Raw genomic sequence first — 25,601 nt, forward strand, 5'->3', positions numbered from 1 at the left:
CGCCGGCCCTAGCCGATGGCGCGCGGCCGTGCCGGATCGGCGATCCAGCCGCTCCAGGAGCCGGCGTAAACGCGCGCACCGTGCAGGCCGGCATGCTCCAGCGCCAGCAGCAGATGGCAGGCGGTGACGCCCGATCCGCACATCAACACCACCTCGCGCGGATCGCGTCCCTGCAGCAGCGGCTGCAGTTCCGCGCGCAGTTCCTGCGCCGGACGCAGGCGGCCGTCGCGCAGGTTCTGCGCCAGCGGCCGGTTGAGCGCGCCGGGCACATGCCCGGGCAGCGGGTCGATCGGCTCCACCTCGCCACGGAAGCGTTCGCCGGGGCGCGCATCCAGCAACCAGCCCGGCGCCTCGTGCAGGCGTGCGGCGACCTCCTCGGCGGAGACGATGCGCGTCGCATCGAACGCCTGCGGATACGGCGGCAGCGGCGACGGCGCGGAGGCCGCGTCGGTTTCCGGCAGGCCGAGCCGGCGCCATTCGGCCAGGCCGCCGTCGAGCACGGCGACACGGCGATGGCCGAGCAGGCCCAGCATCCACCACAGGCGGGCAGCGGCCATGCTGCCGTCGCCGGCGTCGTACACCACCACTTGGTGCTGCGGGCCGATGCCCCACTGCCCCAGAGTGCGCGCGAAGGCCGCGTCGTCCGGCAACGGATGCCGGCCCAGGCCTGGACGGCCGAGATCGGACAGATCCGCGTTCAGATCGGCGTAGACCGCGCCGGGCAGGTGCGATTGCGCATAGGCCTCGCGCGCGGCCGCCGCGGCGGCAGGATCGAGCAGCGCCGCCGGCACGAACCGCGCATCGACCAGGCGCAGCGCGGGATCGTCGAGCGCGGCGGCCAGCGTCGGCGCCTCGACCAGGGTGTGCCATGCGGGGGACGTTGCGGTCATGCGGCTTGCTCCAGTCGGCGGCGCAGGTTGAGCAGGATCGCCGCGGTCGCGCCCCAGATCCGCTGGCCAGGCCAGCCGTACTCCAGCACGACGCGCGGGCGTCCACGGTAATCGGTCTCGATGCTGCGCAGGTTGTCCGGCGCCATCAGATAGGCCAGCGGCACCTCGAACACCTCGGCCACCTCGCCCGGATGCGGCTGCGGCACGAAGCGCGGATCGATCGCCGCGACCACCGGCATCACCCGGAAGCCGCTGATGGTGACGAACGGATCCAGGTAGCCCAATGGCTCGGCCTGCGACGCCGCCAGTGCGATCTCCTCCTCGCTCTCGCGCAGCGCCGCGGCCACCGCATCGGCGTCGCTGGCCTCGATGCGGCCGCCGGGAAAACTGACCTGGCCGCCGTGGTGACGCAGGCTGTCGGTGCGCCGGGTCAACAGCACATGGGTGCCGTCGGCGCGCGGCACCAGGCCAGCCAGCACCGCCGCTTCCACCGGCGCGCCGTCCGGCAGCAGATCCTGCAGTTCGTGGTGGTTCCAGCCCGGCCCCGCCGGCGGCTGCTGCAGCGGGTGCAGTGCGCGCAGCAGATGCGCACGTTCGGCCAGGCGCTGCCCCGGCGACGGCGACCAGCCGCGGCCCGGCAGCACCTCGTCCATGTAGCGGCGGCGTTCGGCGTCGCTCATGCCGCGCCAGCGTGCGATCTCGTCGCCGCTGCGCAGGCAGCCGGCGCAATAACCCTGCGCATCGAGACGGCAGAGACCGATGCAGGGCGTGAGCAGGGCATGCGGAACGGGATCCATCGGATTCGACACCTTGCCAGCCTAGCGCGATTCGTCGGCGCCGTCGTCGCCTGCCAAAAAAAATTGCGCCGGCATCGCTGCCGGCGCAATCGTCGTGCACTGAAACAGCGTGCTTACTTGACGCTGACCAGCTTGATCTCGAACTGCACCGCCACGTTCGGCGGGAACGGCGTACGCGGGTCGGCACCGTAGGCCTTGTCCGGCGGCAGGGTCACTTCCCACTTGGAGCCGGCCGGCATCTGCAGCAGCGTGTCGCGCATGGCCTGCATCTCGACTTCGCTGACCTTGATCGCCGGGATCTGCTGCGCCGGACGCGCCTGCGCCGGACGCTGACCGAACGGGTACGGACCGGCCACTTCCAGCTGCACGGTGCTGGCCTGGGTCGGCTTGGCACCCTTGCCGGCCTCGATCACGCGGTACTGCACGCCGCTGGGCAGCACCTGCACGCCAGGCTTGGCCTTGTTCTGGGCCATGAACTGGTCGCTCTTGGTCTTGTTCTCGGCAGCGGCCTTCTCGTAGTCGGCCTTGGCCTGCTGGGCGCGGGCCTGCTCGCGCTTCTGGAACGCTTCCACCGCCGGCTTCAGCTGGTCGGCGCTGACCGCCGGCTGCTTCTTGGCGTAGGCGTCCTGCAAGCCTTTCACCACCGCATTGATATCGAGCTGCTCGCCGCGGCCGGTGAGTTCGGCAAGGTTGTTGCCGTAGTCGTAGCCGAAGTAATAGCTCAGCTTGCCCTTCTCGGACGAGGTGTCCTGGGCGAACGCATTGCCGCTCAGGGCGAGGGCCGCGACAGCGACCGCAATAGAACGCAACTTCATCAAACAATTCTCCAGGGTGGTGGCACAGGGCGGCCCGTGCCGCCTGAGATGACGCGTTAGGATAGCCGCCGCGGCGCGTAACCGCTACCGACGACGCTGCTCTGACTGGTGCGGCCCGCCCAGAGTTCCCATTACCTTTTTTTAACAACCAGGAATGCACATGTCCGGCACGCCGGTCCTCGCCGATACCCAGGGTGCGATCCGCATCCTCACCGTGAATCGAGCCGACAAGCTCAACGCCTTGAATCGCCAGGTTTTGCAGGCGCTGGATGCGGCCTTCGCCGCGGCCGCGGACGACCCGCAGATCCGCGTGGTGGTGCTGACCGGCGCCGGCGAGAAAGCCTTCGTGGCCGGCGCCGACATCGCCGAGATGAACGAACTGACACCGGTGCAGGGCCGCGACTTCTCGCAATTGGGCCAGCGCCTGATGCGCCGGATCGAGCGCATGCCCAAGCCGGTGCTGGCGATGGTCAACGGCTTCGCCCTCGGCGGCGGGCTGGAACTGGCGATGGCCTGCCACCTGCGCGTGGCCGCCGAAGGCGCGCGCCTGGGCCAGCCGGAGATCAATCTCGGGCTGATTCCCGGCTTCGGCGGCACCCAGCGCCTGCTGCGGCTGGTCGGCCGCGCCGCGGCGCTGGAACTGTGCCTGCTCGGCGTGCCGATCGACGCGGCGCGCGCACTGCAACTGGGCCTGGTCAACCGCGTGGTCGCCGCCGGCGAACTGCAGGCGACCACGCTGAAATTGGCGCAGCAACTGGCCGATGCCGCACCGCTGGCGCTGCGCGGCATCCTCGACGCGATCCAGATCGGTGGCGAAAGCGCGATCGAACAGGGGCTGGAATACGAGACTGCGCAGTTCGGCCTGCTGTTCTCCAGCGAGGACATGCGCGAAGGCACCCGCGCCTTCCTGGAGCGGCGCCCGCCGCAGTTCCGTAACCGCTGAGCCCGCACACGATGTCGCACGCCCCCGCTCCCGCCACGCCGCTGCAGTTGCTGCGCTGGATCCTGGACGACGATCTGGATGCCGCGATCGACGGCGGCCTGATGGACTACCGCGGCACCGATCCGGAGGACGATCGCCTGGATCCGGCGCATCCGCAGTTGCGCGCGCAGGTGCTGGCCGCGCAGCAGCGCCTGCGCGATGCGTGGGACGCGCGTGCGCGCTACCGGGCGCGCAGCGCGCGCCTGGAGCGACGTGCCAATGCGCGCCAGGCGCGACGTGCGGCAGCGACACCGATCGCCTCGACGTCGACCACGGCCGCACCGAGTGCGCCGGCCCTGCCGGCGGCCGCCGCGGCGATCCTGGCCCGCGCCAAGGCCAAGGCCGCGCAGCGAGGCGGCCAATGAGCGCGACCGCGAGCACGGGCGCAAGCGCGCCTGCACGGCGTGGACGCCTGCTGAGCAAGGACGAGATCCATGAGCTGTTCTCGCGCCTGTCCGAACTCAACCCCAGCCCGACCACCGAGCTGGAATACGACAGCCCGTTCGAACTGCTGATCGCAGTGATCCTCTCGGCGCAGGCCACCGACGTCGGCGTCAACAAGGCTACGCGGCGCCTGTATCCGGTGGCGAACACGCCGGCCGCGATCCTGGCGCTGGGCGAGGACGGTCTCAAGCGCTACATCTCCACCATCGGCCTGTTCAACGCCAAGGCCAAGAACGTCATCGCCACCTGCCGCATCCTGGTCGAGCAGCACGGCGGCGAGGTGCCGCGCTCGCGCGCCGCGCTGGAAGCGCTGCCCGGGGTCGGCCGCAAGACCGCCAACGTGGTGCTCAACACCGCCTTCGGCGAACCGACCATGGCGGTGGACACGCACATCTTCCGCGTCGCCAACCGCACCGGGCTGGCCCCGGGCAAGGACGTGCGCGCGGTCGAAGATTCGCTGCTCAAGCGGGTGCCGCCGCAGTTCCTGCACGACGCGCACCACTGGCTGATCCTGCACGGCCGCTACGTGTGCAAGGCGCGCAAGCCCGACTGTCCGCAGTGCGCGATCCGCGACCTGTGCCGGTACAAGGACAAGACGCCGGGTTGAGCGGCGTGCCGCGGCGCCGGCCGGTACAGCGCCGGGGATGTCGGCTTGGGCAACTTACGCGGCGCATGTCGTCCGCCGCTGCGCCCGTCGCGGTTGAAACCGCTTCTACAGTTCTCCACGAGAGGCCACCTGGCCGCTGTAGCAGCGACTATCGTCCACGGTCGTCGACGCGAACCGTGAAAGGCGCCCCGGCCCGCGCCCCGTCGCGCGCCTCGGCGATCGCGCCGTAAAAAAGAAAGGCGGCGCAATGCGCCGCCTTTCGTCCCACGTGCGGGAATCTCCGCGAATCAGAACGACAGGTCGCCCCAGACGCCGAATTCCTTGGTTTCCACGTCGGTCTTCTTGCTGGCGTTGTCCTGGTGCGTGTACTTGTACACGGTGGCCAGCTTCAGGTTCTTCAGCACCGGGAACTCGACGCCGACGTTCCAGTACTTGTCGGCCAGGGTCGGGTCGATGGTCTTGCTCAGGTCGGTCTTGTCGTAGCGGGCGAAGGCGTTGATGCCGCCGTCGGTCAGCGCCACGCTGCCCCACACCGACCAGCCGCTGGACTTGTCGGTGGCCGGGGTCAGCACGTTGTTGAGGTTCTTGGCCTGGAAGTACTCGCCGCCCAGACGGAAGTTGGAATCGGCGTAGGCGACCATCGCATCGGCGCGGGTGTAGTCGTGCTGCGCGTCGAGGATGTCGGTTTCCTTGCCCAGCTTGCCCGAGTAGGCGCCGACGGCGATGGCCAGGTTCTGCATCGGCATGTAGGCGACGCGGCCTTCCACGTCCATGCCCTTGCCACGGGTCGGGTTCTTGTAGCCGGCGCCGTTGACCACCGACATCGCGTAGTTGACCTGCGAGCCCAGGTCGCCGAAGGCGTGCAGGCCCCAGTCGGAGGAGTTGGCGTACTTCAGGCGGTCGGTCAGGGTGTTCTCGACGTAGCGGTAGCCGTAGAACTTCTCGACGAACGGCACCCACGGCATGTCGGCGGCACCGATGCGCAGGGCGAAGGCGTCGTCGAACTTGCCCTGCACGTAGGCCTTCTTGACGAACAGCTGAGTGTTGGACAGCGCCGAGCTGTACTGGAAGTCGGTGGTCAGGTTGGCCGACCAGATCTCGTTGAAGCTGTGGTCGACGGTCAGGTAGAAGCGCTTGACGTCCAGACCGGTGCCGCTGGCGGCGGTCTTGGCGCCGCCGCTGGTGCGGTCGATGTTGGTCAGGTCGAAGAACATGCGGCCGCCGATCTTGTTGTCGTTGACCAGCTTGGCGAGCTTGTCGACCTTGGCGGCGCTGGCCTGCGCCGTTTCGGTCGCCTGGGCCTGCACGACATTCACTTCCGACTGCGCGTCGGACTGCGCCTGCAGGGCTTCCGACTGCGCCTGCAGTTGCTGGACCTGGGTCTGCAGCGCTTCGATCTGGGCCTGCAGCTGCTGCAGCTGGGCAGCGCTGACGGCGGGCGGGTTGCTGCTGGCCTTGGCCTTCGCCGCGAACGCCTGCGGCGCCGACGCGAGGCCGAGGCTGGCGAGGATCGCCGTGGCGAGAAGATGGGAACGCATTAGAATCTCTCCGATGGGTGGTGGCAGGGTGGTATGGGTGCGGTGCGGCCCCAGTGCGATGGCCCGACCATTTGTAAAGATTCCGTCAAAGACATGACGGTTTTGAGTCAGATTCGTTTCGAAACGAAGGCAACCCCGTCCGGGAAGGCTGTCACCGGACTGACATCTGATTTTCTTCAGACGTTCATGAAAAAGTCTTGGAATGCAGCCGATGCCGGCCGGGGTGCCGGCATTCCACCTATTTCAGGAGTTCTCCCGATGCGTTCCCTCAAGCTCCGACTGCTGGCAGCCGCCGCGGTCGCTACGTTTTCGCTCGCGGCGCAAGCCACCGATGTCACTGGCGCAGGCTCCAGCTTCGTCTACCCGGTGCTGTCGAAGTGGTCGGCTGCCTATGCTGAGAAAAGCGGCAACCGCGTCAACTACCAGTCGATCGGTTCCGGCGGCGGCATCGCGCAGATCCAGGCGGCCACGGTCGATTTCGGCGCCTCCGACAAGCCGCTGAGCGGCGCGGATCTGGAAAAGTTCGGCCTGGGCCAGTTCCCGGTCGTGATCGGCGGCATCGTGCCGGTGTTCAACGTGGCGGGCGTGGCCCCGGGTGCGATGAAGCTCGACGGCACCGTGCTGGCCAACATCTTCCTCGGCAAGATCACCAAGTGGAACGACCCGGCGATCGCCGCACTGAACCCGGGCCTGACCCTGCCCGACCTGAAGATCACCATCGTGCACCGCTCCGACGGTTCGGGCACCAGCTTCAACTTCACCAACTACCTGTCCAAGGTCAGCCCGGAGTGGAAGAGCAAGGTCGGCGAAGGCACCGCCGTGCAGTGGCCGGCCGGCATCGGCGGCAAGGGCAACGAAGGCGTGGCCGCCTACGTCAAGCAGATCCGCGGCGGCATCGGCTACGTCGAGTACGCCTACGCGCTGCAGAACAAGCTCAGCTACGCCGGCATGAAGAACGCCGCCGGCCGTTTCGTGATGCCGGACGACAAGACCTTCTCCGCTGCCGCCGCCACCGCGGACTGGAAGTCGGCCAAGGACTTCAACCTGATCATGACCAACGCGCCGGGCCAGGACGCGTGGCCGATCACCGCCACCACCTGGGCCATCATGTACAAGAAGGCCAAGAAGCCGGCGTCGTCGAAGGCCGCGCTGGACTTCTTCAAGTGGTCGTTCGAGCAGGGCCAGCCGCAGGCCAAGGCGCTGGACTACGTGCCGCTGCCGGAGCCGCTGGTCAAGCAGATCGAAGCCTACTGGGCGCAGAACATGAAGTAAGCCGGCGTCTCGCCCGTCCGGCGCTCGCGCGCCGGCACGGCGATGTCCCGAAGGCGCGGACCGCAGGGTCCGCGTCTTTTTTTGTCCCCGCTGGCGGAGCCGTGCGCAGGCCAGGGGGGCACGCTGCCCTGCCCTGCCACGGTTCCGGAAGGCGGCGCGAGCGCCGCATCCGGTGAGGGCGTCCGCCAACCAGTCCGCAAGTCATCTCGCTGTAACAAAAATATCATTTCATAGCGAGCATCCGCCGGATGTCCCGGCGCTCTTCGCTACGGAGTGACCCCCCATGAAACTGCAGCCGGCGCGCATTGCCGTCCTGTCCCTCGCCCTGGCCTTCGCCGTCACCGCCTGCCAGCCCGGCAACGGCGACAAGCAGGGTGCCGCCGATGCGGCAGGCGGGACGCCCGCTGCCGCGCCGGCCGCCGGCGCCAAGACCGCGGCGGAGATTTCCGGCGCCGGTGCCTCCTTCATCTACCCGCTGATCTCCAAGTGGTCGGCCGACTACAACGCGGCCACCGGCAACAAGATCAACTACCAGTCGATCGGTTCCGGCGGCGGCATCGCCCAGATCAAGGCCGGCACGGTCGATTTCGGCTCTTCCGACAAGCCGCTGGACAGCGCCGAGCTGGCCGCGGCCGGCCTCGGCCAGTTCCCCTCGGCGATTGGGGGGGTGGTGCCGGTGGTCAACCTGGACGGCATGGACGCGGGCAAGCTGCGGCTGACCGGCCCGGTGCTGGCGGACATCTTCCTGGGCAAGATCAGCAAGTGGAACGACCCGGCGCTGACCGCGCTGAACCCGGGCGTGACCCTGCCCGACACCAAGATCAACCTGGTGCACCGCTCCGACGGCTCGGGCACCAGCTTCAACTTCACCAACTACCTGTCCAAGGTCAGCCCGGAGTGGAAGGGCAAGGTCGGCGAAGGCACCTCGGTGCAGTGGCCGGGCGGCGTCGGCGGCAAGGGCAACGAAGGCGTGGCCTCGTACGTGCAGCAGATCAAGGGCTCGATCGGCTACGTCGAACTGGCCTACGCGCTGCAGAACAAGATGCCGTACGCGTCGATGCAGAACGCCGCCGGCAACTGGGTGCAGCCCAATGCCGAGAGCTTCGCCGCGGCCGCCGCGTCGGCCGACTGGGCCAACGCCAAGGACTTCAACCTGGTCATCACCAACGCCGCAGGCGCGCAGGCGTGGCCGATCACCGCCACCAACTTCATGCTGATGCACAAGCAGGCCAAGGACCCGGCGCGCAGCAAGGCGACCCTGGACTTCTTCAAGTGGGCCTTCGAGAAGGGCCAGCCGCAGGCCGACGCCCTGCACTACGTGCCGCTGCCGCCGGAACTGGTGCAGCAGATCGAGTCCTACTGGAGCAAGGAATTCAAGTAAGCGCCACCGCGGTGCGCACTGCGCGCAGCGCGGCGGCAACCGGCGACCGGCGGTGCAGTCCAGGCGCCGCCGGTCGCCGTCTCGGCAACTTGTGATCCGGACTTTCGGGTTCCCGCCTGTGCGGGAGCGATGCAACCACCCACCGCGCGCGGTCATCCCCGCCGCGGCCACGATCGGAGCGCGCAGGCGCGTGCTCCGGCGACGACCGAGCCCATGAACAGCACTGTCCTTCCCGAAGCGATGTCGGCGCCACGCGGACGCGACCTGCGTGACGCCCGCGCCGACCGATTGTTCCGCTGGATCCTCACCGCCACCGTCGTTTTGGTACTCGTCGCCCTGGGCAGCGCTGCGCTGTCGATGCTGTGGGGCGGCCGCCATGCCCTGCAGCTGCAGGGCCTGAGCTTCTTCTACTCCAGCGAGTGGAACCCGGTCGAGAACAAATACGGCGCACTGGCGCCGATCTACGGCACCCTGGTGACTGCCTTGATCGCGATGCTGATCGCGGTGCCGGTGAGCTTCGGCATCGCCTTCTTCCTGACCGAAGTGGCGCCACGCTGGCTACGCGGCCCGGTCGGGACCGCGATCGAACTGCTGGCCGGCATCCCGTCGATCATCTACGGCATGTGGGGTCTGTTCGTGCTGATCCCGATCATGTCCGAGTACGTCACGCCCTGGCTCAACGACCACCTCGGCACGTTGCCGCTGATCGGCCCGATCTTCCAGGGCCCCCCGATCGGCATCGGCCTGCTCACCGCCGGCTTCGTGCTGGCGATCATGGTGATTCCCTTCATCTCGTCGGTGATGCGCGAAGTGTTCCTGACCGTGCCCACCCGACTCAAGGAGTCGGCCTACGCGCTCGGCTCCACGCGCTGGGAGGTGAGCTGGGACATCGTGCTGCCCTACACCCGCTCGGCGGTGATCGGCGGCATCTTCCTGGGCCTGGGCCGCGCGCTCGGCGAGACCATGGCGGTGGCCTTCGTGGTCGGCAACACGGTGCGCCTGTCGCCCTCGCTGCTGGAGCCGGGCACCACCATCGCCGCGCTGATCGCCAACGACTTCGGCGAAGCCACCGGCGATTACCGCTCGGCACTGCTGCTGCTGGGCTTCGTCCTGTTCCTGGTGACCTTCGTCGTGCTGGCGATCGCCCGCCTGATGCTGGCGCAACTGTCGCGCAAGGAGGGCAACTGAGATGGCCGCCGACATCGCACACCGCCTGTACAACCGCCGCCGCGTGGTCAACTTCGTGGCGCTCACCCTGTCCTGCCTGACCGCGCTGTTCGGGCTGGTGTTCCTGGCCTGGATCCTGTGGACCCTGCTGGCCAAGGGCATCGCCGGCATCAACCTGGACCTGTTCACGCGCATGACCCCGCCGCCCGGCGAGGACGGCGGCCTGGCCAACGCGTTCTTCGGCAGCGCGGTGATGTGCGGCCTGGCGCTGCTGATCGGCACGCCGCTGGGCGTGGCCGCCGGCACCTGGCTGGCCGAGTACGGCAACGCGCGCAAGACCGGCCAGGTGGTGCGCTTCGTCAACGACATCCTGCTGTCGGCGCCGTCGATCGTGCTCGGCCTGTTCGTCTACACCCTGTACGTGATGCAGACCGGCGGCAATTTCTCGGCGCTGGCCGGCGCGCTGTCGCTGGCCTTCATCGTGCTGCCGGTGGTGGTCCGCACCACCGACGAGATGCTGCGGCTGGTGCCGGCGCAGATGCGCGAGGCCGCGCTGTCGCTGGGCATCCCGCAATGGAAGGTGACCATCCAGGTGCTGTACCGCAGCGCCTCGGCCGGCATCGTCACCGGCGTGATGCTGGCGCTGGCGCGCATCAGCGGCGAGACCGCACCGCTGCTGTTCACCTCCTTCGGCAACCTGTACTGGAACAACAACATCCTCAAGCCGATGGCCAGCGTGCCGGTGGTGATGAACAACTTCGCCGGCAGCCCCTACCCGACCTGGCAGCAACTGGCCTGGTCCGGCGCGCTGGTGCTCACCGTCTTCGTCCTGCTGGTCAGCCTCGGCGCGCGCGCCCTGCTGGTGCGCAACAAGATCTCCAACGATTGATTCCCCTATGGACCCGGCCATGAACGATCACCACAACGCCGCCCCGATGCACCGCATCGCCATGCCCAACGGGCACACCGCGCTGGCGCCGTCGCCGGTCAAGATCGCCGCGCGCGGCCTGGACTTCTACTACGACAAGTACCACGCGCTGAAGGGCATCAACCTGGAAGTGCCGGAGAAGCGCGTCACCGCACTGATCGGCCCCTCCGGCTGCGGCAAGTCCACCCTGCTGCGCATCTTCAACCGCATCTACGCGCTGTACTCGAAGCTGGAAGCGCGCGGCGAGGTGCTGCTGGACGGCGAGAACATCCTCTCGCCGAAGTACCCGATGAACCGCCTGCGCAGCAAGGTCGGCATGGTGTTCCAGAAGCCGGTGCCGTTCCCGATGACCATCTTCGAGAACGTCGCCTACGGCATCCGCCACCACGAGAAGCTGTCCAAGGCCGACATGGCCGACCGCGTCGAGCACGCGCTGCGCCAGGGCGCGCTGTGGGACGAGGTCAAGGACAAGCTCGGGCAGAGCGCGCTGGGCCTGTCCGGCGGCCAGCAGCAGCGCCTGTGCATCGCCCGCGCGGTGGCGCTGCGTCCGGACGTGCTGCTGCTCGACGAGCCGACCTCGGCGCTGGACCCGATCTCGACCAGCCGCATCGAGCAGCTGGTGGAAGAGCTGAAGAACGACTACACCATCGTCATCGTCACCCACAACATGCAACAGGCCGCGCGCGTGTCCGACTACACCGCCTTCATGTACCTGGGCGACCTGATCGAGCACGACCGCACCGAAATCATCTTCTCGCAGCCGAACAAGCAGCAGACCGAAGACTACATCACCGGCCGTTTCGGCTGAGCCGCTGCGGCCGCCGCTGCCTCGTCGCAGCGGCCGCGCCCGCCGCCCCTCGGGCGGGCGCCCGGCGACGCCAGCACCGCACCGCCAGGCATGGCCGCGGCGACACCAACGCACCTATTGGACCTACGACATGAACACTCAGCCCAACGAGCACATCGTGAAGAGCTACGACGAAGAACAGCATCGCCTCGCCGCCGAGATCGTGCGCATGGGCGAAACCGCGGTGGCGCAGTTGGAAGCGGCGCTGGACGTGGTCGAACGCCGCGACGACAACGCCGCGCTGCGCATCGTCGTCAACGACGAAGCGATCGACGCGCTCGAGCACTCCATCAGCCACGACGTCATGCGCCTGGCGCTGCGCGGACCGATGGCGCGCGACCTGCGCGAGATCCTGGCCGGCCTGCGCATTCCCGCCGACGTCGAACGCATCGGCGACTACGCCGCCAACGTCGCCAAGCGCTCGATCGCGCTGAACATGTCGCCGCCGATGCCGCAGACCCTGGGCCTGCGCCAGCTCGGCAAGCTCGCCGCCGAACAGGTGCGCGCGGCGCTGGCCGCCTACCAGAACAACGACGCCGACGCCGCGCTGCTGGTGCGCCAGGGCGATGCGCAGCTCGATGCGCAGTACACCGCGCTGTTCCGCGAGCTGCTGACCTACATGATGGAAGACCCGCGCAACATCACCCCGTGCACGCATCTGCTGTTCATGGCCAAGAACCTGGAGCGGATCGGCGACCACGCCACCAACATCGCCGAGAACGTGTGGTTCCTGGTGCACGGCGACGAGCCGCTGCCGCCGCGCGACAAGCGCGACGAGACCAGCTCCACCAGCGGCATCTGACCCCCGGCGTGCGGACCGGCCATGCGCCGCTCCGCCGCCGCTGGCGTCCCCGGGCTCCGTGCGCAACGGAGCCTTTTTTGTCGCCACGCACCGCCGCATGCAGCGCGGTGCGGCAGCGGGTAGGCTTGGCGCACTGCCGGCCACCCCGACCGGCCCCCGTCCATCGCCAGGAGCCTGCGCATGTCCACGTCGTCCCGTCCGTCCTCTGCCCTCGCCGGTGCGGTCCTGCTTGGCGGGATCGGCCTGTCCGCCTCCGCGCTGGCGATGACCGACCTCGCCCAGGGCTATGCGCTGGGCGCGCAGGCTGCCGTCACCCCGCCGCAAAGCACCGAGGCGAGCGCGCCAGCAACGCCGACGCCCGCGCCGCCGGCGCAGGCCAGGCAGGCCGCCGATCCGGCCAAGGCCAGCGAAGGCGGCTGCGGCGCCAAGGCCGGCGAAGGCAGTTGCGGCGCGCACGCCCCGGCGGCGGCGCCGGCCAAGCCCGCGGCGGCCGGTGGCGCCGCCACGCCCCAGGCCAAGCACGACGACAAGGCCATGGCCGAAGGCAAGTGCGGCGAGGGCAAATGCGGTGGCAGCCTCTGAACCACCCCGGTACGACGCCCGGCCGCTGGCCGCGGCCAGCGCCGGCCTCGGGCTGCGCCGCGGCCTGCTGCAGGACCTGCTGCAGGCGCCGGCGGACGCGTTCGACTTCCTCGAATGCGCACCGGACAACTGGATCGGCGTCGGTGGCCGCCCCGGGGAACTGCTGCAGACGCTGAGCGCGCGGCATCCGCTCAGCTGCCACGGCCTGTCGCTGTCGCTGGGCGGCGTGGCGGCGCTGGACACCACCCTGCTGCAGCAGACCCGACAGTTCCTCGACCGGCACCGGGTCGCGCTGTACAGCGAGCACCTCAGCTACAGCGCCGACGACGGCCACCTCTACGAACTGCTGCCGCTGCCGTTTACCGACGAAGCGGTGCGCCAAGTCGGCGCGCGCATCGCCCAGGTGCAGGACGCGCTGGGCCGGCGCATCGCGGTGGAAAACGTCTCCTACTACGCCGCACCTAGCCAGACGATGAGCGAAGCCGCCTTCGTGACCGCGGTGCTGGCCGAGGCCGACTGCGACCTGCTGCTGGACGTCAACAACGTGCACGTCAACGCCAGCAACCACGGCGACGACGCGCTGGCCTTCCTCGCCGCTCTGCCCAGCGCACGCATCGCCTCGTACCACGTCGCCGGCCACCGCGACGACCAAGCCAGCGGGCTGAAGATCGACACCCACGCCGCGCCGGTGGCCGACCCGGTGTGGACCCTGCTCGCCGCCGCCTACCGCCTGCACGGCGTGCGTCCCACCGTGCTCGAGCGCGACGGCCAGTTCCCGCCGCTGGGCGAACTGCTGGACGAGGTGCAACGCATCCGCATCGCGCAGGCACACGCGCCGTCTTCGCCCGCATGAGCGAGACGCTGCGCGCGCAGCAGTTCGCGCTGACCCTGCATCTGCGCGATCCGCAGCGACACCCGCCGCCGGCCGACATCCCGCCGCAGCGCCTGGCGGTGTACCGCGCCCTGTTCTTCGACAATCTGGCGCAGCTGCTGAGCGGCCAGTTCCCGGTGCTGCGCGCCACCCTCGGCGACGCCGACTGGGAGGCGCTGCTGCGTGCGTTCTGCGCCGAACACCGCGCTCGCACGCCACTGTTCCCGCGCCTGGGCGAGGAACTGGTGGCGTTCCTGGCGCAGCGCGCACCCGATCCGCAGCATCCCTGGCTGGCCGAACTGGCGCACTACGAGACCGTGGAACTGCAGGTGCAGATCGACGATGCGGCGCTGCCGCCGCACGATCCGCGCGGCGACCTGCTCGACGGCATCCCGCTGCTGTCGCCGTGGCTGCGCCTGTTGCGCTACCGCTGGCCGGTGCAGCGCATCGGCCCGGCCTGGCAGCCGGACACGGCGCCGGCGCAGCCGACCTGTCTGCTGGCGCGGCGCGAGGCCGACGGCCAGGTGCGCTTCGCCGAACTGGCGCCGCTGGCCTACGCCGTGCTGGCGGCGCTGCAGCCAGGCACGCGCAGCGGACGCGCACTGCTGCTGGATCTGGCCGCCGCGCACGGCCTTGCGTCTGGCGCCCTGCTGGACGAGGGCGCGGCCCTGCTGGAACGGCTGCGCGCGCAGGGCAGCGTGCTCGGCACGCGTTTGCCGGAGTGACGCCGCGGCGGCCGGAGGCCGCGCTCTGCTAACCTTGGCGGATGAACGATTCGGTCGACAGTCCCTCGCAACCCCTGGTCATCACCCCGATGTCGCGGCGTTTCCGCGGCTACCTGCCCGTGGTGGTGGACGTGGAAACCGGCGGTTTCGACTGGAACAAGCATGCGCTGCTGGAGATCGCGGTGGTGCCGATCGAGATGGACGATTTCGGCCAGCTCTATCCCGGCGTCACCGCCAGCGCGCACGTGGTGCCGGCGCCCGGCACCCTGATCGATCCGAAGTCGCTGGAGGTCACCGGCATCGTCCTGGACCACCCGTTCCGCTTCGCCAAGCCCGAACGCGAGGCGCTGGACCATGTGTTCGCGCCGGTGCGCGCGGCGGTGAAGAAGTACGGATGCCAGCGCGCCATCCTGGTCGGCCACAACGCCCATTTCGATCTCAACTTCCTCAACGCCACGGTCGCCCGCTGCGGCCACAAGCGCAATCCGTTCCATCCCTTCAGCGTGTTCGACACCGTCACCCTGGCCGGCATCGCCTACGGCCAGACCGTGCTGGCGCGCGCGGTGCAGGCCGCCGGCTTCGACTGGAACGCCGCCGACGCGCACAGCGCGGTCTACGACACCGAGCAGACCGCGCGCCTGTTCTGCAAGATCGCCAACGCTTGGCCGGCCCCACCGGTCGGCGCGGCGCCATAGCCGCGGCATGGATTGCAAGGCACGCGCGCGCCGCCAGCCGCTCGCATGACCCGCCACCTGCTGTTCGTCTGCAGCCGCAACCGGCTGCGCAGCCCCACCGCCGAACAGGTGTTCGCCACCTGGCCCGGCGTGGACACCGCCTCGGCCGGCGTCGACCACGACGCGGACACCCCAATCACCCCGGAACTGCTGGAGTGGGCGGACATCGTCTTCGTCATGGAACCGGCGCATCGGAACAAGCTGTCGCGGCGGTTCAAGCGCCATCTCGGCCGCGTACGCATCGTCTGCCTCGACATCCCCGACGACTACGGCTACATGGATCCGGCGCTGGTGCAGCTGCTGACCGCGAAGGTGTCGCGGCACCTGCCTGCGCGCTGATCCTGCGCTCGCCCGCCGCATCCAGCGCGCGGGCATTGGCACTCCGCACGTGTACAAGGCCCCTCGCCTGCACACGACGACGCGCATCATGACGAACATGACCCCACAAACGATCACCCTCCTAGTGAACAAGACCGACGCCCTGACCTTCCTGCGCGCGCAGCAACCGCTGCCCGACGACGACCAGCTCACCCAGGACCTGATCGACGCCTATGACGCGGCGCGACGCCTATTCCTCGCCGCTCCGGACCACGCCGCGCTGCCGCTGTTCCTGCGCTCCTTCGGCAAGGGCGACGGCTGGGGCGTCTATCCGCTGGTCGAAGACCTGTTCCATGCCTGCAGCCGCGGCGAGGCCATCGTCGCAATCCGGGAGGCGCTGGAAGATCCCCTGCTGTCCGACGGCAGCCGCTACTGGGTCACCCAGCTGGCCGCCGCCTTCGCGGATCCGACCATGCGCAGCGGGCTGGCCCTGTCGTTGCGCTCGGAATCTGCGGATACCCGCGAGGCGGCGCAGGTGGCACTGGAGAGTGTGGACGACCAGGACGCGCACTGAAACGCTCGCGTCAACGCTGCACGCCGCCGCCAAGGGCAGCGCCCAACGACAGGCCGCCCGCGTTTCTCAGCCCACGCACACCCGATCGCGCCCCATGCCCTTGGCCCGGTACAGCGCGCCATCGGCGCGCTCCAGCCACTGGCTCGGCGTGTCGTCCGGGCGCAGCGCGACCAGGCCGGCGCTGAAGGTGACGCGCAGCGCCGGCGCCTCGGGCGCCCACTGCAGGCGTGCATGGAACAGGTCGCGCAGGCGCGTGGCCAGGCGCTCGGCGTCGGCCAGCGGCGTGTCGCCGAGCAGCACCGCGAACTCTTCGCCACCCAGCCGCGCCGGCAGGTCGGAGGCGCGGCAGGCGCTCAGCAGCAGTTGCCCGACCTCGCGCAGCACCGCATCGCCGGTGGCATGCGAGTAGCCGTCGTTGATCTGCTTGAAGCGGTCGATGTCCATTACCAACAAGCACAGCGGCGCGCCACTGCGCTGCGCGCGCTGCATGCTGTGCACCAGCACCTCGTCGAAGTGGCGCCGGTTGGGCAACGCGGTCAGCGCATCCTCGTGCGCCAGGCGCTCGAACGCAGTGGCCTGGCGCTGCAGTTCCGCCAGCAACTGGCTCTTTTCGGCATCGGCCTGCAGCAGGCGCTCGGTCTGCAGCCGCAGCGCGCTGGTGCGCCGCGCCACCAACCGCTCCAGGCGCAGGGCGCGACGCTTGTAGCGCGCGATCAGGTAGCGGTACAGCAGCACCAGCGCCAGCAGCAACGCCACCGCGGCCGCTGCATGGACGCTGTGCCGCTGCCACCACAGCGGCGCCACGCTGAAGCGCCACACGGCTTCGCGGGTGCTCCAGGCGCCGTCCGGATGCGCCGCGGCCACGTGCAGGGTGTAGTCGCCCGGCGGCAGCCCGATGAACTCCACGCTGCGCTGGTTGCCGCGATCGATCCAACCGGTGTCCAGGCCGTCGAGCCGGGTGCGGTAGCGGATGCGCTCGGGCAGCAGGTAGCTGAGGCCGACATAGGACACGGTGATGCGCTTGGCGCCGGGCAGTTGCGACGTGTTCTGCCAGGGGAAGGGCTGGCCATCCAGCAACACACTCTCGATCGCCGCCGGCGGCGGCAGGCGATCGCGGAAGCGCGCCAGGCGCCGCGGATCGACCATGCTGACGCCGCCGGCGGTGACCAGCCACACCGTGCCATCGTGGCGCAAGATCATCGACGGCCCGGAGCTGCCATTGCCCTGGGCGTTGGACATGCCGTCGATCTCGTCGTAACGGCTCACCTGCAACCGCGCCTGGCGGCCGTCGGCGACCGCGTCCAGCGCCGCCGCGGTGGTCCGCAGCACGCCGCGGTTGCTGCTGATCCAGACATTGCCGAGGCGATCGCGGACCAGTTGGAACACCGTGTCCACCGGCATGCCCTGCTCCAGCCCCACCCGCGCCAGCTGGCCATCGCGGTCGCGGTGCAGGCCGCGGTCGGTGGAAATCCACACGTCGCGGCCCAGCGCCTGGAATCCGAACACGGTGCGCGCGCCGCCCAGCGGTTCCAGCGCCAGCTTCCGCACCCGGCCGTCACGCAGCACCGCCGCGCCTTCGACCGAGCCGATCCACAGTGCGCCGTCGACGCTGGCCAGGGCGGTGATCAGGCCGTGCGGCAAGCCAGGCACGTCCGGCACCGACAGCCGATCGCCGTCGATGCGCATCACCCCGCTGCGCGTGCCGATCCAGACGGTGCCGGCGGCATCGACGCTGAGCGCACGCACCTGCCCGCTGGGCAAGCCCTCGTTGGTTCCGTAGTGGCGCACGACGCGGCCGTCGCGCAGGCGGAACACGCCGTCGGCGTAGGTGCCCATCCACAGGTCGCCGTCGCGGCCGCGCGCCAGGCTCAGGACCGATGGCGCGTCGCGCAGCGCAACCGGGGCGATGCGGCCATCCGGCGCCATCCGGTCCAGCCCGGCGGCGCTGCCGATCCACAGCGCGCCGTCCGGCGTCTCCAGCAGCGCGCGCACGTAGTCGCCACTGAGTCCGTCGCGGCGGGTGTAGCCGGCGAACAGCGTCTCGCGCAGCCGGAACAGGCCGCCATTGGCGCCGATCCAGATGCTGCCCTCGGCGTCCTGCAGCAGGCTGACGATGCGCCCGTTGGGCAGCACGTCGCCCGGCAGCATGCGCTCGATGCCGTGCACACTGATCCGCAGCAGTCCCTGGTTCTCGGTGCCCAGCCAGATCGCGCCATCGCGGTCGCGCAGCATCGAGGTGAAATGGCCGTAGCCCGGCAGGTGCTGCACCAGCACCGCCTGCTCGCCCTGCAGTCGGTACAGGTTCTCGCCGGCCACCAGCCACAGCGAGCCGTCCGGTGCCCGATACGGCCAGGCCAGCCCCGGCGGCAGGCCGAACGCGGCCGGCGCGCGCCGCAGCACGCCCTGCGGGTCGCGATACAGCAGGCCATCGAGACTGCCGATCCAGATCCGCCCCTGATCGTCGGCAGCCATGTGCGGGAAGCTCGCCGCCAACGGCAGGTCGCGCGGCGCCGGCTGGTAATCGAAGCGACCGTCCGGCCACAGGCAGCCCAGGCCGTTGCCTTCGAACAGCAGCCACATGCGGCCGTCGCGGTCCTGGGTCATGGCGTGGATCAGCGCATGCGGCCAGCCCGGCGGCTGCCGCCAGAAGCGCCAGTTGCCGGCCGCATCGTGGCGGCCGAGATTGCCGCGCGAATCGCTCAGCCACAGCGCGCCGGCGCGGTCCACGTACAGCGAGCCCACGCCGTTGTCGGGCAGGCCAGGCCGGGTGCTGCGGTCGATGACGGCGAAGTCCAGGCCGTTGTAGCGCACCAGCCCTTCCCAGGTGGCGAACCACAGGCGGCCGTCCGGGGTCTGCGCCAGATCGCGCAGGGAGTTGTGCGGCAGGCCGTTGCGCGAGGTCCAGGAATCGATCGCGTAGTCGCGTAGCGGCGGCACCCCGTCTGCGCCACCATCGGCGGCCACGGCGCGCCAGGCCACGCCCAATGCCAGCAGCAAGAACAGCAGCACCGGCCACGCGCGCCCGCAGTCGCGTGCGAACGCCGTCTCCCCCCTCCCCCTGGCGACGTTCACTGTCCCGACCCGATCCGACGCAGGCGGGGCGCGACAGGACCCTGGCGCGGGGGTCCAGCGTCAAGGGGACGGGGGCGACACAGACTCATTACCGGAGCGGAACACGGGACGAGCGCCCATGGTAGGCAAAAAAGCGTCGCTGCGGGTGGAGGCGGTAACAGGCTGCGGGAAAAGGACGCGTGAAGATTGCGCGGCGGTTAAGCCGGAGCGGCCTTCGCAGAGCGCAGCAGCAACAACATTCCATCGCAGCACCCTCCCTTCTCCCACCGGGAGAAAGTGCCCCGCAGGGGCGGATGAGGGGACGGGCGAAGCCTGGGAAGACATCGATCGCAGCGGCGACAAGCGCGCGGGCGAAGCCTGGTGTCTTCCTGATGCGCGATGGCTCCGCCCCGCACCCTCACCCCAACCCCTCTCCCGGGGGGAGAGGGGCTCCAGGCGCAGCGCGCTCCCTTCTCCCGCCGGGAGAAGGTGCCCCGAAGGGGCGGATGAGGGTACGGGCGAAGCCTGGGAAAACCTCGATCGCAGCGGCGACAAGCGCGTGGGCGAAGCCTAGTGTCGCTCTGATGCGCGAAGGCTTCGCCCCGCACCCTCACCCCAACCCCTCTCCCGGGGGGAGAGGGGCTCCAGGCGCCACGCGCCCCCTTCTCCCGCCGGGAGAAGGTGCCCCGAAGGGGCGGATGAGGGTACGGGCGAAGCCTGGGAAAACATCGATCGCAGCGGCGACAAGCGCGCGCGCGAAGCCTGGTGTCTTCCTGATGCGCGATGGCTCCGCCCCGCACCCTCACCCCAACCCCTCTCCCGAGGGGAGAGGGGCTCCAGGCGCTGCGCGCTCCCCTTCTCCCGCCGGGAGAAGGTGCCCCGAAGGGGCGGATGAGGGTACGGGCGAAGCCTGGGGAGACATCGATCGCGGCGGCGACAAGCGCGCGGGCGAAGCCTGGTGTCGTCTGATGCGCGAAGGCTTCGCCCCGTACCCTCACCCCAACCCCTCTCCCGGGGGGAGAGGGGCTTTGCTTGCTCCAGGCATGAAGATGCGCTGACGGCTTCACAACCGCGGCATCAATGCACCGCGCGCTCAGCCCAGGCGCTGCCGTACCGCTTCGAACAGGGTCACACCGGCGGCGACCGAGACGTTGAGGCTCTCGATCTCGCCCGGCATCGGGATCCGCACCAGGCCGTCGCAATGCTCGCGGGTCAGCCGGCGCAGGCCGTCGGACTCGCCGCCCAGCACCAGCGCCACGTTGCCGCGCAGGTCCTGCGCGTACAGCGAGGTCTCGGCCTCGCCGGCCAGGCCGTAGATCCACACGCCCTGCTTCTGCAGCTCGCGCAGGCAGCGCGCCAGGTTGGTCACCGCCACGATCGGCAGGCGGTCGGCGGCGCCGGCCGAGGTCTTGCGCACGGTGGCGTTGACCGGCGCCGATTTGTCCTTGGGAATCACCACCGCGGTCACCCCGGCCGCGGCGGCACTGCGCAGGCAGGCGCCGAGGTTGTGCGGATCCTGCACACCGTCCAGCACCAGCAGCAGCGCACGGCCCTCGGCGGCGCTGACCAGGCCTTCCAGCTCGCTTTCGGCCCAGGTCCGCGCCGCGGCATAACGCGCGGCCACGCCCTGGTGCCGCACCGAGCCGCCGACGCCGTCCAGCGCCTGCGTGTTCACCCGCCGCACGTCGATGCCCTTGCGCCGCGCGTTCTCCTCGATCTCCTGCAGACGCGGATTCTTGCTGCCCGCTTCCACCAGCACCTCGCGCACGTTGTCCGCGTCGTTCTCGATCGACGAGGCCACGGCATTGACGCCGACGATCCACTGGTTCTGCTTGCTCATGAGGCGGGACTACGCGTAAGGAAAGCGGGCATGGTAGGGGTTGTGGCCGCTGGCGTCATGCCTGGGGGCTGGGAATGGGGAATGGGGAATTGGGAATGGTAGAAGCGGCTTGGCCGTGACGTCGCACTTTCCTGCGATGCCCGGGGCCTGCGTGTCGCGACAGCAAGACCAACGACGCAGCGCCATCCAGACAAGGCGCGGCGCAGCCTTGTGGGAGGGACTTCAGTCCCGACGCGATGACGTCGGGAACACCGGCCAGCTGCCTGGCGCGACCGATTCCCGAGGTCGCCAGCTATCTCCCGACAACGCGCCGCGCGAGGTCGGCACTGTCAGTCACTGCTCAAGCCGGCCAGCGCTCGGTGTCGTGGTCCGGATGCTGGCGCGAGACGACATCGGCCAGGAACGGCGCGGCGGCCAGATCGCCTTCGGTGCGGATCGCCGCCAGGCGATGCAGGGCGTCGACGAATGGCAGCTTCGCCTCAATGCCGTACTGGATGGTCGGCGGCACGGCCTCCGGATGGTCGAAAGCGCCGGCCGCGATGGCGACACCATCCGGGGCCTCGTAGGTCAGAGGCGTGCCGCAGTCGGCGCAGAAGCCGCGTTGCACCAGGTTGGACGAGGCGAAGCGCCTGGGCGCGCCGCGGGTCCAGGTCAGGTCCGCACCACGGGTGGAGACCAGCGGCGCGTAGTAGGCGCCGAACGCCTTCTGGCACATCCGGCAATGGCAGATCGAGGCGTCGTGCAGCCGCCCGCGCACGCGGAAACGCACCGCACCGCACTGGCAACCGCCGCTGTACTCCTGCTCCTGCTCCATATCCGCTCTCCGCTGCGAACCGCATCGCGCAGGTGACCTCCCGCACGACGCACGGGAAGCGCGATCGCGGCGGCCGCCAGGCGGTTCGCCGCGACGCTGCGCCGTCAGTACTTCTTTTTCTTGCGCTTGGCCGGCTGCCCACGCGGTGGCGGCGGCGGCAACTCGTCATGCGCCGACGAGCCTTCCTCGACCAGCCGGAAGTCGATCTTGCGCTCTTCCATGCTCGCCTTCAGCACCAGGATGCGTACGCGGTCGCCAAGGCGGAACTCGCGCCCGCGGCGCTCGCCGGTCAGGGTCTTGCGGGTGGCGTCGAACTGGTAATAGTCCTGCGGCAACTGGGTCACGTGGATCAGGCCGTTGACCTTGGACTGGTCCAGTTCGACGAACAGGCCGAAGCTGGTGACGCCGCTGACCACGCCGTCGAACTGCCCGCCGACGTGCTTCTCCATCCACGCGGCGCGGTAGCGCTCGTCGACCTCGCGCTCGGCCTCGTCGGCGCGGCGCTCGCGCTCGGAGCACTGCAGCGCCAGCGCCGCCATCGCGCGCGGCGCGTACAGGTACTTGTCCGGCGCGCCGCGGGTCAGCGCGTACTTGATCGCGCGGTGCACCAGCAGGTCCGGATAGCGGCGGATCGGCGAGGTGAAGTGCGCGTACGCCTCCAGCGCCAGGCCGAAGTGGCCGGCGTTGTCGGGCGAGTACACCGCCATGCTCTGGCTGCGCAGCAGCACCGATTCCAGCAGCGCCGCGTCCGGGCGCTCGCGCACCTTCTTCAGCAGCTTGGTGTAGTCGCCCGGCACCACCTTGCTCCACGCCGGCAGGCTCAGCTTGAACTCCTTGAGGAACTCCAGCAGGTCGGCGTACTTGGATTCCGGCGGGCGCTCGTGCACGCGGAACGGCGCCGGAATGTGCGTTTCCAGCAGGTAGCGCGCCGCGGCCACGTTGGCGGCGATCATGCATTCCTCGATCAGCTTGTGCGCGTCGTTGCGCACCAGCATGCCGGCCTGGGTCACCTCGCCGGTGTTGTCGAGCACGAAGCGCACTTCCGCGGTCTCGAACTCGATCGCGCCGCGGCGCGCGCGCGCCTTGGCCAGGATCTGGTACAGCTGATGCAGCCGCTCCAGCTGCGGCAGCACCGCCGCCACGTCCTTGCGCACCTGCTCGTCTTTTTCGCCGACCGCCTGCCACACCTGTTCGTAGGTGAGCCGCGCGTGCGAGTTCATCACCGCCTCGTAGAAGCGCGCACCGGCCACCTCGCCCTGGCGGTCGATCTGCATGTCGCAGACGAAGCACATGCGGTCGACCTTGGGGTTGAGCGAGCAGATGCCGTTGGACAGCGTCTCCGGCAGCATCGGCACCACGAAACCGGGGAAATATACCGAGGTCGCGCGCTTGACCGCTTCGGTATCCAGCGGCGTGCCCGGACGCACGTAGTGCGACACGTCGGCGATCGCCACCACCAGGCGGAACCCGTCGGCGTTGGACTCGCAGAACACCGCGTCGTCGAAGTCCTTGGCATCGGCGCCGTCGATGGTCACCAGCGGCGTCTGCCGCAGGTCCACGCGGCCCTTGATCGCCGCCGGCTCCACCGTCAGCGGCACCGCTGCGGCTTCGTCCAGCACCTCTTGCGGGAACTCGTAGGGCAGCTCGTGGCCGTGGATCGCCGCTTCCACCAGCAGCGACGGGGTCAGCTTGTCGCCCAGCACGGCGATGATCTTGCCGATCGGCGGGCGCCGCGCATCCGGCGCGGAGGTGAGTTCGCACACCACCAGTTGCCCGTCGCGGGCCTCGCCGACGGCGTCGGCGGGGATCTGCACATTACGCTGGATGCGCTTGTCGTCGGGCACCACGAAGGCGATGCCGGCTTCCAGGCTGAAGCGGCCGATCATCCGGGTCAGGCCGCGCTCGAGCACGCGCGCGATGCTGCCTTCGCGGCGGCCGCGGCGGTCGATGCCGGTGACGTTGGCCAGGGCGCGGTCGCCGTGCAGCACCTTGCGCATCTCGTAGGGTGGCAGGAACAGGTCGTCGCCGCCCTCGTCCGGGCGCAGGAAGCCGAATCCGTCCGGATTGGCGATCACCACGCCGGGGATCAGGTTGGTCTGCTGCAGCGGCGCGTAGCCGCCGCGGCGGTTCTGCACGACCTGGGCTTCGCGCAGCATCGCACCCAGGCGCTTGCTCAGCGCTTCCTTGCGGGTCGGCTCGGTCAGACCGAGCTGTTCGGCCAGTTCGTCCAGGGTCTGCGGACCGTCGCAGCGTTCGAGCAGTTGCAGGATCGCCTCGCGGCTGGCGATCGGCTGCGCATAGCGCTCGGCCTCGCGTGCGGCATAGGGGTCGTGGATCGGCGCGGCAGTGTCGGGCGCGGCCGCCGGCGGTGGCGACGGAGGGTGCAGCGGTTGCAGCGGCGGCTTGGGGCCACGGCGCAGGAAGCTGGGCATCCAGGCGGGCAGACGCGATTTCTTCGGCGTATCGGAGGTGGGCGCGTCGCCGGACGCGGATTTGCCGGGCTTGCCGGACTTGCTTTTGCGAGTTGTCATCCGCGCATGGTACTCCCATGCAGGTGGCCGTCACCCGAACCGGGCGGCGCGCCGCGGCGAACGTGCGCCCCAGAAACGACGAAGCCCGCGTCAGCGGGCCGGTCGGTGCGAGAGTTCAGCGCTCTCGCGATCTTGCATGTGGTGCCCAGGAGAGGACTCGAACCTCCACGGTTTTACCCGCTAGTACCTGAAACTAGTGCGTCTACCAATTCCGCCACCTGGGCGCTGAAGGCCGCGAATTCTGCGGTGCCGCCGCGACCTTGTCAACGCCTATTTTTGCGCCGCTCTCGATTGCCGGCATCGATGACGCGATCCGACCGCGGCACGCAGCGGTGCGGCGCACGTGCCAACCGCCGCGCGGCTGTGCGCGCGCGCACGCTTCGGCGGTGCGCGGATTCGGCGGAAAACCGCATGCGCGATGCCGATTCCGACACAGCGTTGTCACAAGCGGACCCGCTTCGAAGATCCGGCGTGACCGCGGCGGGAGTTCGCGATTTTGTCGGTTGACCCGGATCGGCGCCTCGCTAGTTTGCATCCGGCAATCCGTCGCCCTCCCCCACGCTCCGGAGCATCCCCATGCACAGCCTGTCCGCTTCCCTGCTCGCCGCCGCCCTGTTCGCCAGCGCCACCAGCGCCTCCGCCGCCGGCGCCGACGACGCCACGCTCAATTCCCTCACCGAGATCCAGCGCGCCCTGGACAGCGGCGCCTCGGTCGCCGTGGCGATCGACCTGAGCCAGTGCACGCCCACCTCCGGCGGCGCCACGCCCAGCCAGACCCGCGGCGGCCTGCGCATCGGCGCCTACCGCGTCACCGCCGACGGCACCCTGTCCTTCGCCGACGAGCACGTGACCGTCGGCCGCGACGGCAAGCCGATCCAGCAGTTCCTGCGCTACCAGGTACATCCGGACAACAGCATCGACTTCACCATGTTCGTGTTCGCCCTGCCCAGCTACCAGCAGACCGGCAGCACCCTCGGCTACCGCTGCGCGATCAACCAGGGCCTGCGCTTCAACGTCGGCTACTGAGGTCGCCACCGACGCGTCCGCGACGGCGCTGCACTGCCGCCGTCGCAAAACGCTTGACAGCGTCT

At 69.6% G+C, this 25,601-nt stretch carries 24 protein-coding genes and 1 tRNA gene; 16 read left to right on the forward strand and 9 right to left on the reverse strand.

The features are described 5' to 3' along the window. Nucleotides 1–8 precede the first annotated feature (8 nt). The 3 genes from SLW56_RS05700 to SLW56_RS05710 form a co-directional block, all read right to left on the reverse strand. Entirely contained in the window at nt 9–890 is an 882-nt protein-coding gene (locus SLW56_RS05700) for a sulfurtransferase (RefSeq protein ID WP_295945811.1), read from the reverse strand. Further along, a complete protein-coding gene (locus SLW56_RS05705) occupies nt 887–1,687 on the reverse strand; it encodes a DUF1289 domain-containing protein (protein WP_017913753.1) in 801 nt (266 codons plus the stop codon). Before SLW56_RS05705 ends, SLW56_RS05700 begins: the two co-directional genes overlap by 4 nt. A gap of 113 nt (nt 1,688–1,800) precedes the next feature. After that, complete coding sequence (locus SLW56_RS05710; protein ID WP_017908716.1) at nt 1,801–2,502, reverse strand: FKBP-type peptidyl-prolyl cis-trans isomerase; 702 nt, start codon at nt 2,500–2,502, stop codon at nt 1,801–1,803. 160 nt (nt 2,503–2,662) lie between these two features. Here SLW56_RS05710 and SLW56_RS05715 point away from each other — a divergent pair, with 160 nt between their 5' ends. The 3 genes from SLW56_RS05715 to nth are packed head-to-tail and all read left to right on the forward strand — an operon-like array spanning nt 2,663 to nt 4,535. Next, nucleotides 2,663–3,445 (forward strand): enoyl-CoA hydratase-related protein, encoded by a 783-nt coding sequence (locus SLW56_RS05715; RefSeq protein WP_043095165.1) that lies wholly within the window; start codon nt 2,663–2,665, stop codon nt 3,443–3,445. An 11-nt stretch (nt 3,446–3,456) separates the two neighbouring features. Then, a complete protein-coding gene (locus SLW56_RS05720) occupies nt 3,457–3,849 on the forward strand; it encodes a hypothetical protein (protein ID WP_295941876.1) in 393 nt (130 codons plus the stop codon). Then, nucleotides 3,846–4,535 carry an endonuclease III gene (gene nth, locus SLW56_RS05725; protein ID WP_148828067.1) on the forward strand — a complete coding sequence of 230 codons (690 nt, stop codon included), beginning with the start codon at nt 3,846–3,848 and terminating at the stop codon, nt 4,533–4,535. The genes SLW56_RS05720 and nth overlap by 4 nt, the downstream gene beginning before the upstream one ends. Before the next feature lie 287 nt (nt 4,536–4,822). Here nth and SLW56_RS05730 read toward each other — a convergent pair whose 3' ends face one another. After that, nucleotides 4,823–6,073: a porin gene (locus SLW56_RS05730; protein WP_017910158.1), complete on the reverse strand. Its 1,251-nt coding sequence runs from the start codon at nt 6,071–6,073 to the stop codon at nt 4,823–4,825. Nucleotides 6,074–6,331: 258 nt separating this feature from the next. On the opposite strand from SLW56_RS05730, the gene pstS (SLW56_RS05735) reads away from it, so the two are divergent. From pstS (SLW56_RS05735) to SLW56_RS05790, 12 genes are all read left to right on the forward strand, one after another. Further along, a complete protein-coding gene (pstS, locus tag SLW56_RS05735) occupies nt 6,332–7,345 on the forward strand; it encodes a phosphate ABC transporter substrate-binding protein PstS (RefSeq protein WP_017910159.1) in 1,014 nt (337 codons plus the stop codon). A 283-nt stretch (nt 7,346–7,628) separates the two neighbouring features. Next, complete coding sequence (gene pstS, locus SLW56_RS05740) at nt 7,629–8,726, forward strand: phosphate ABC transporter substrate-binding protein PstS (protein ID WP_043092425.1); 1,098 nt, start codon at nt 7,629–7,631, stop codon at nt 8,724–8,726. 213 nt (nt 8,727–8,939) lie between these two features. Beyond that, nucleotides 8,940–9,914 carry a phosphate ABC transporter permease subunit PstC gene (pstC, locus tag SLW56_RS05745; RefSeq protein ID WP_267084451.1) on the forward strand — a complete coding sequence of 325 codons (975 nt, stop codon included), beginning with the start codon at nt 8,940–8,942 and terminating at the stop codon, nt 9,912–9,914. A gap of 1 nt (nt 9,915) precedes the next feature. Continuing rightward, nucleotides 9,916–10,782, forward strand: a complete 867-nt coding sequence (gene pstA / locus SLW56_RS05750; RefSeq protein WP_043092426.1) for a phosphate ABC transporter permease PstA — start codon at nt 9,916–9,918, stop codon at nt 10,780–10,782. A gap of 19 nt (nt 10,783–10,801) precedes the next feature. Then, nucleotides 10,802–11,629: a phosphate ABC transporter ATP-binding protein PstB gene (gene pstB / locus SLW56_RS05755; RefSeq protein ID WP_320694478.1), complete on the forward strand. Its 828-nt coding sequence runs from the start codon at nt 10,802–10,804 to the stop codon at nt 11,627–11,629. A 130-nt stretch (nt 11,630–11,759) separates the two neighbouring features. After that, nucleotides 11,760–12,470 (forward strand): phosphate signaling complex protein PhoU, encoded by a 711-nt coding sequence (phoU, locus tag SLW56_RS05760; protein WP_017914020.1) that lies wholly within the window; start codon nt 11,760–11,762, stop codon nt 12,468–12,470. A 180-nt stretch (nt 12,471–12,650) separates the two neighbouring features. Further along, entirely contained in the window at nt 12,651–13,052 is a 402-nt protein-coding gene (locus SLW56_RS05765) for a hypothetical protein (protein ID WP_320694479.1), read from the forward strand. Then, complete coding sequence (locus SLW56_RS05770) at nt 13,039–13,905, forward strand: DUF692 domain-containing protein (RefSeq protein WP_267099302.1); 867 nt, start codon at nt 13,039–13,041, stop codon at nt 13,903–13,905. The genes SLW56_RS05765 and SLW56_RS05770 overlap by 14 nt, the downstream gene beginning before the upstream one ends. After that, entirely contained in the window at nt 13,902–14,648 is a 747-nt protein-coding gene (locus tag SLW56_RS05775) for a putative DNA-binding domain-containing protein (RefSeq protein ID WP_267113873.1), read from the forward strand. The genes SLW56_RS05770 and SLW56_RS05775 overlap by 4 nt, the downstream gene beginning before the upstream one ends. A 41-nt stretch (nt 14,649–14,689) precedes the next feature. Beyond that, nucleotides 14,690–15,343: a ribonuclease T gene (gene rnt, locus SLW56_RS05780; RefSeq protein ID WP_017911007.1), complete on the forward strand. Its 654-nt coding sequence runs from the start codon at nt 14,690–14,692 to the stop codon at nt 15,341–15,343. Nucleotides 15,344–15,388: 45 nt separating this feature from the next. After that, the gene (locus tag SLW56_RS05785; RefSeq protein ID WP_267084450.1) at nt 15,389–15,721 is read left to right on the forward strand and encodes a low molecular weight protein tyrosine phosphatase family protein; all 333 of its coding nucleotides are present in this window, start codon (nt 15,389–15,391) and stop codon (nt 15,719–15,721) included. Between the two features lie 97 nt (nt 15,722–15,818). After that, nucleotides 15,819–16,274, forward strand: a complete 456-nt coding sequence (locus tag SLW56_RS05790; protein WP_226980663.1) for a hypothetical protein — start codon at nt 15,819–15,821, stop codon at nt 16,272–16,274. A 66-nt stretch (nt 16,275–16,340) separates the two neighbouring features. Here SLW56_RS05790 and SLW56_RS05795 read toward each other — a convergent pair whose 3' ends face one another. The 5 genes from SLW56_RS05795 to SLW56_RS05815 form a co-directional block, all read right to left on the reverse strand. Beyond that, on the reverse strand, nt 16,341–19,253 hold the full coding sequence (locus SLW56_RS05795) for a ligand-binding sensor domain-containing diguanylate cyclase (protein ID WP_244150096.1): 2,913 nt from the start codon (nt 19,251–19,253) through the stop codon (nt 16,341–16,343). Between the two features lie 1,165 nt (nt 19,254–20,418). Beyond that, the gene (gene rlmB / locus SLW56_RS05800; RefSeq protein ID WP_017913459.1) at nt 20,419–21,165 is read right to left on the reverse strand and encodes a 23S rRNA (guanosine(2251)-2'-O)-methyltransferase RlmB; all 747 of its coding nucleotides are present in this window, start codon (nt 21,163–21,165) and stop codon (nt 20,419–20,421) included. A 340-nt stretch (nt 21,166–21,505) separates the two neighbouring features. Next, complete coding sequence (locus SLW56_RS05805; RefSeq protein ID WP_320694480.1) at nt 21,506–21,979, reverse strand: GFA family protein; 474 nt, start codon at nt 21,977–21,979, stop codon at nt 21,506–21,508. A 104-nt stretch (nt 21,980–22,083) separates the two neighbouring features. Continuing rightward, on the reverse strand, nt 22,084–24,510 hold the full coding sequence (rnr, locus tag SLW56_RS05810) for a ribonuclease R (RefSeq protein WP_295915600.1): 2,427 nt from the start codon (nt 24,508–24,510) through the stop codon (nt 22,084–22,086). Nucleotides 24,511–24,649: 139 nt separating this feature from the next. After that, nucleotides 24,650–24,734, reverse strand: a tRNA-Leu gene (locus SLW56_RS05815). 352 nt (nt 24,735–25,086) lie between these two features. Between SLW56_RS05815 and SLW56_RS05820 the strand changes: the two genes are divergently transcribed. Continuing rightward, nucleotides 25,087–25,536, forward strand: coding sequence for a VirK family protein (locus tag SLW56_RS05820; RefSeq protein WP_043092440.1), 450 nt, complete (start codon nt 25,087–25,089; stop codon nt 25,534–25,536). The last annotated feature ends 65 nt before the right edge of the window (nt 25,537–25,601 follow it).

It is taken from the genome of Xanthomonas sp. LF07-6 (assembly GCF_034105445.1).
In the GTDB taxonomy this organism is placed as follows: domain Bacteria; phylum Pseudomonadota; class Gammaproteobacteria; order Xanthomonadales; family Xanthomonadaceae; genus Xanthomonas_A; species Xanthomonas_A sontii.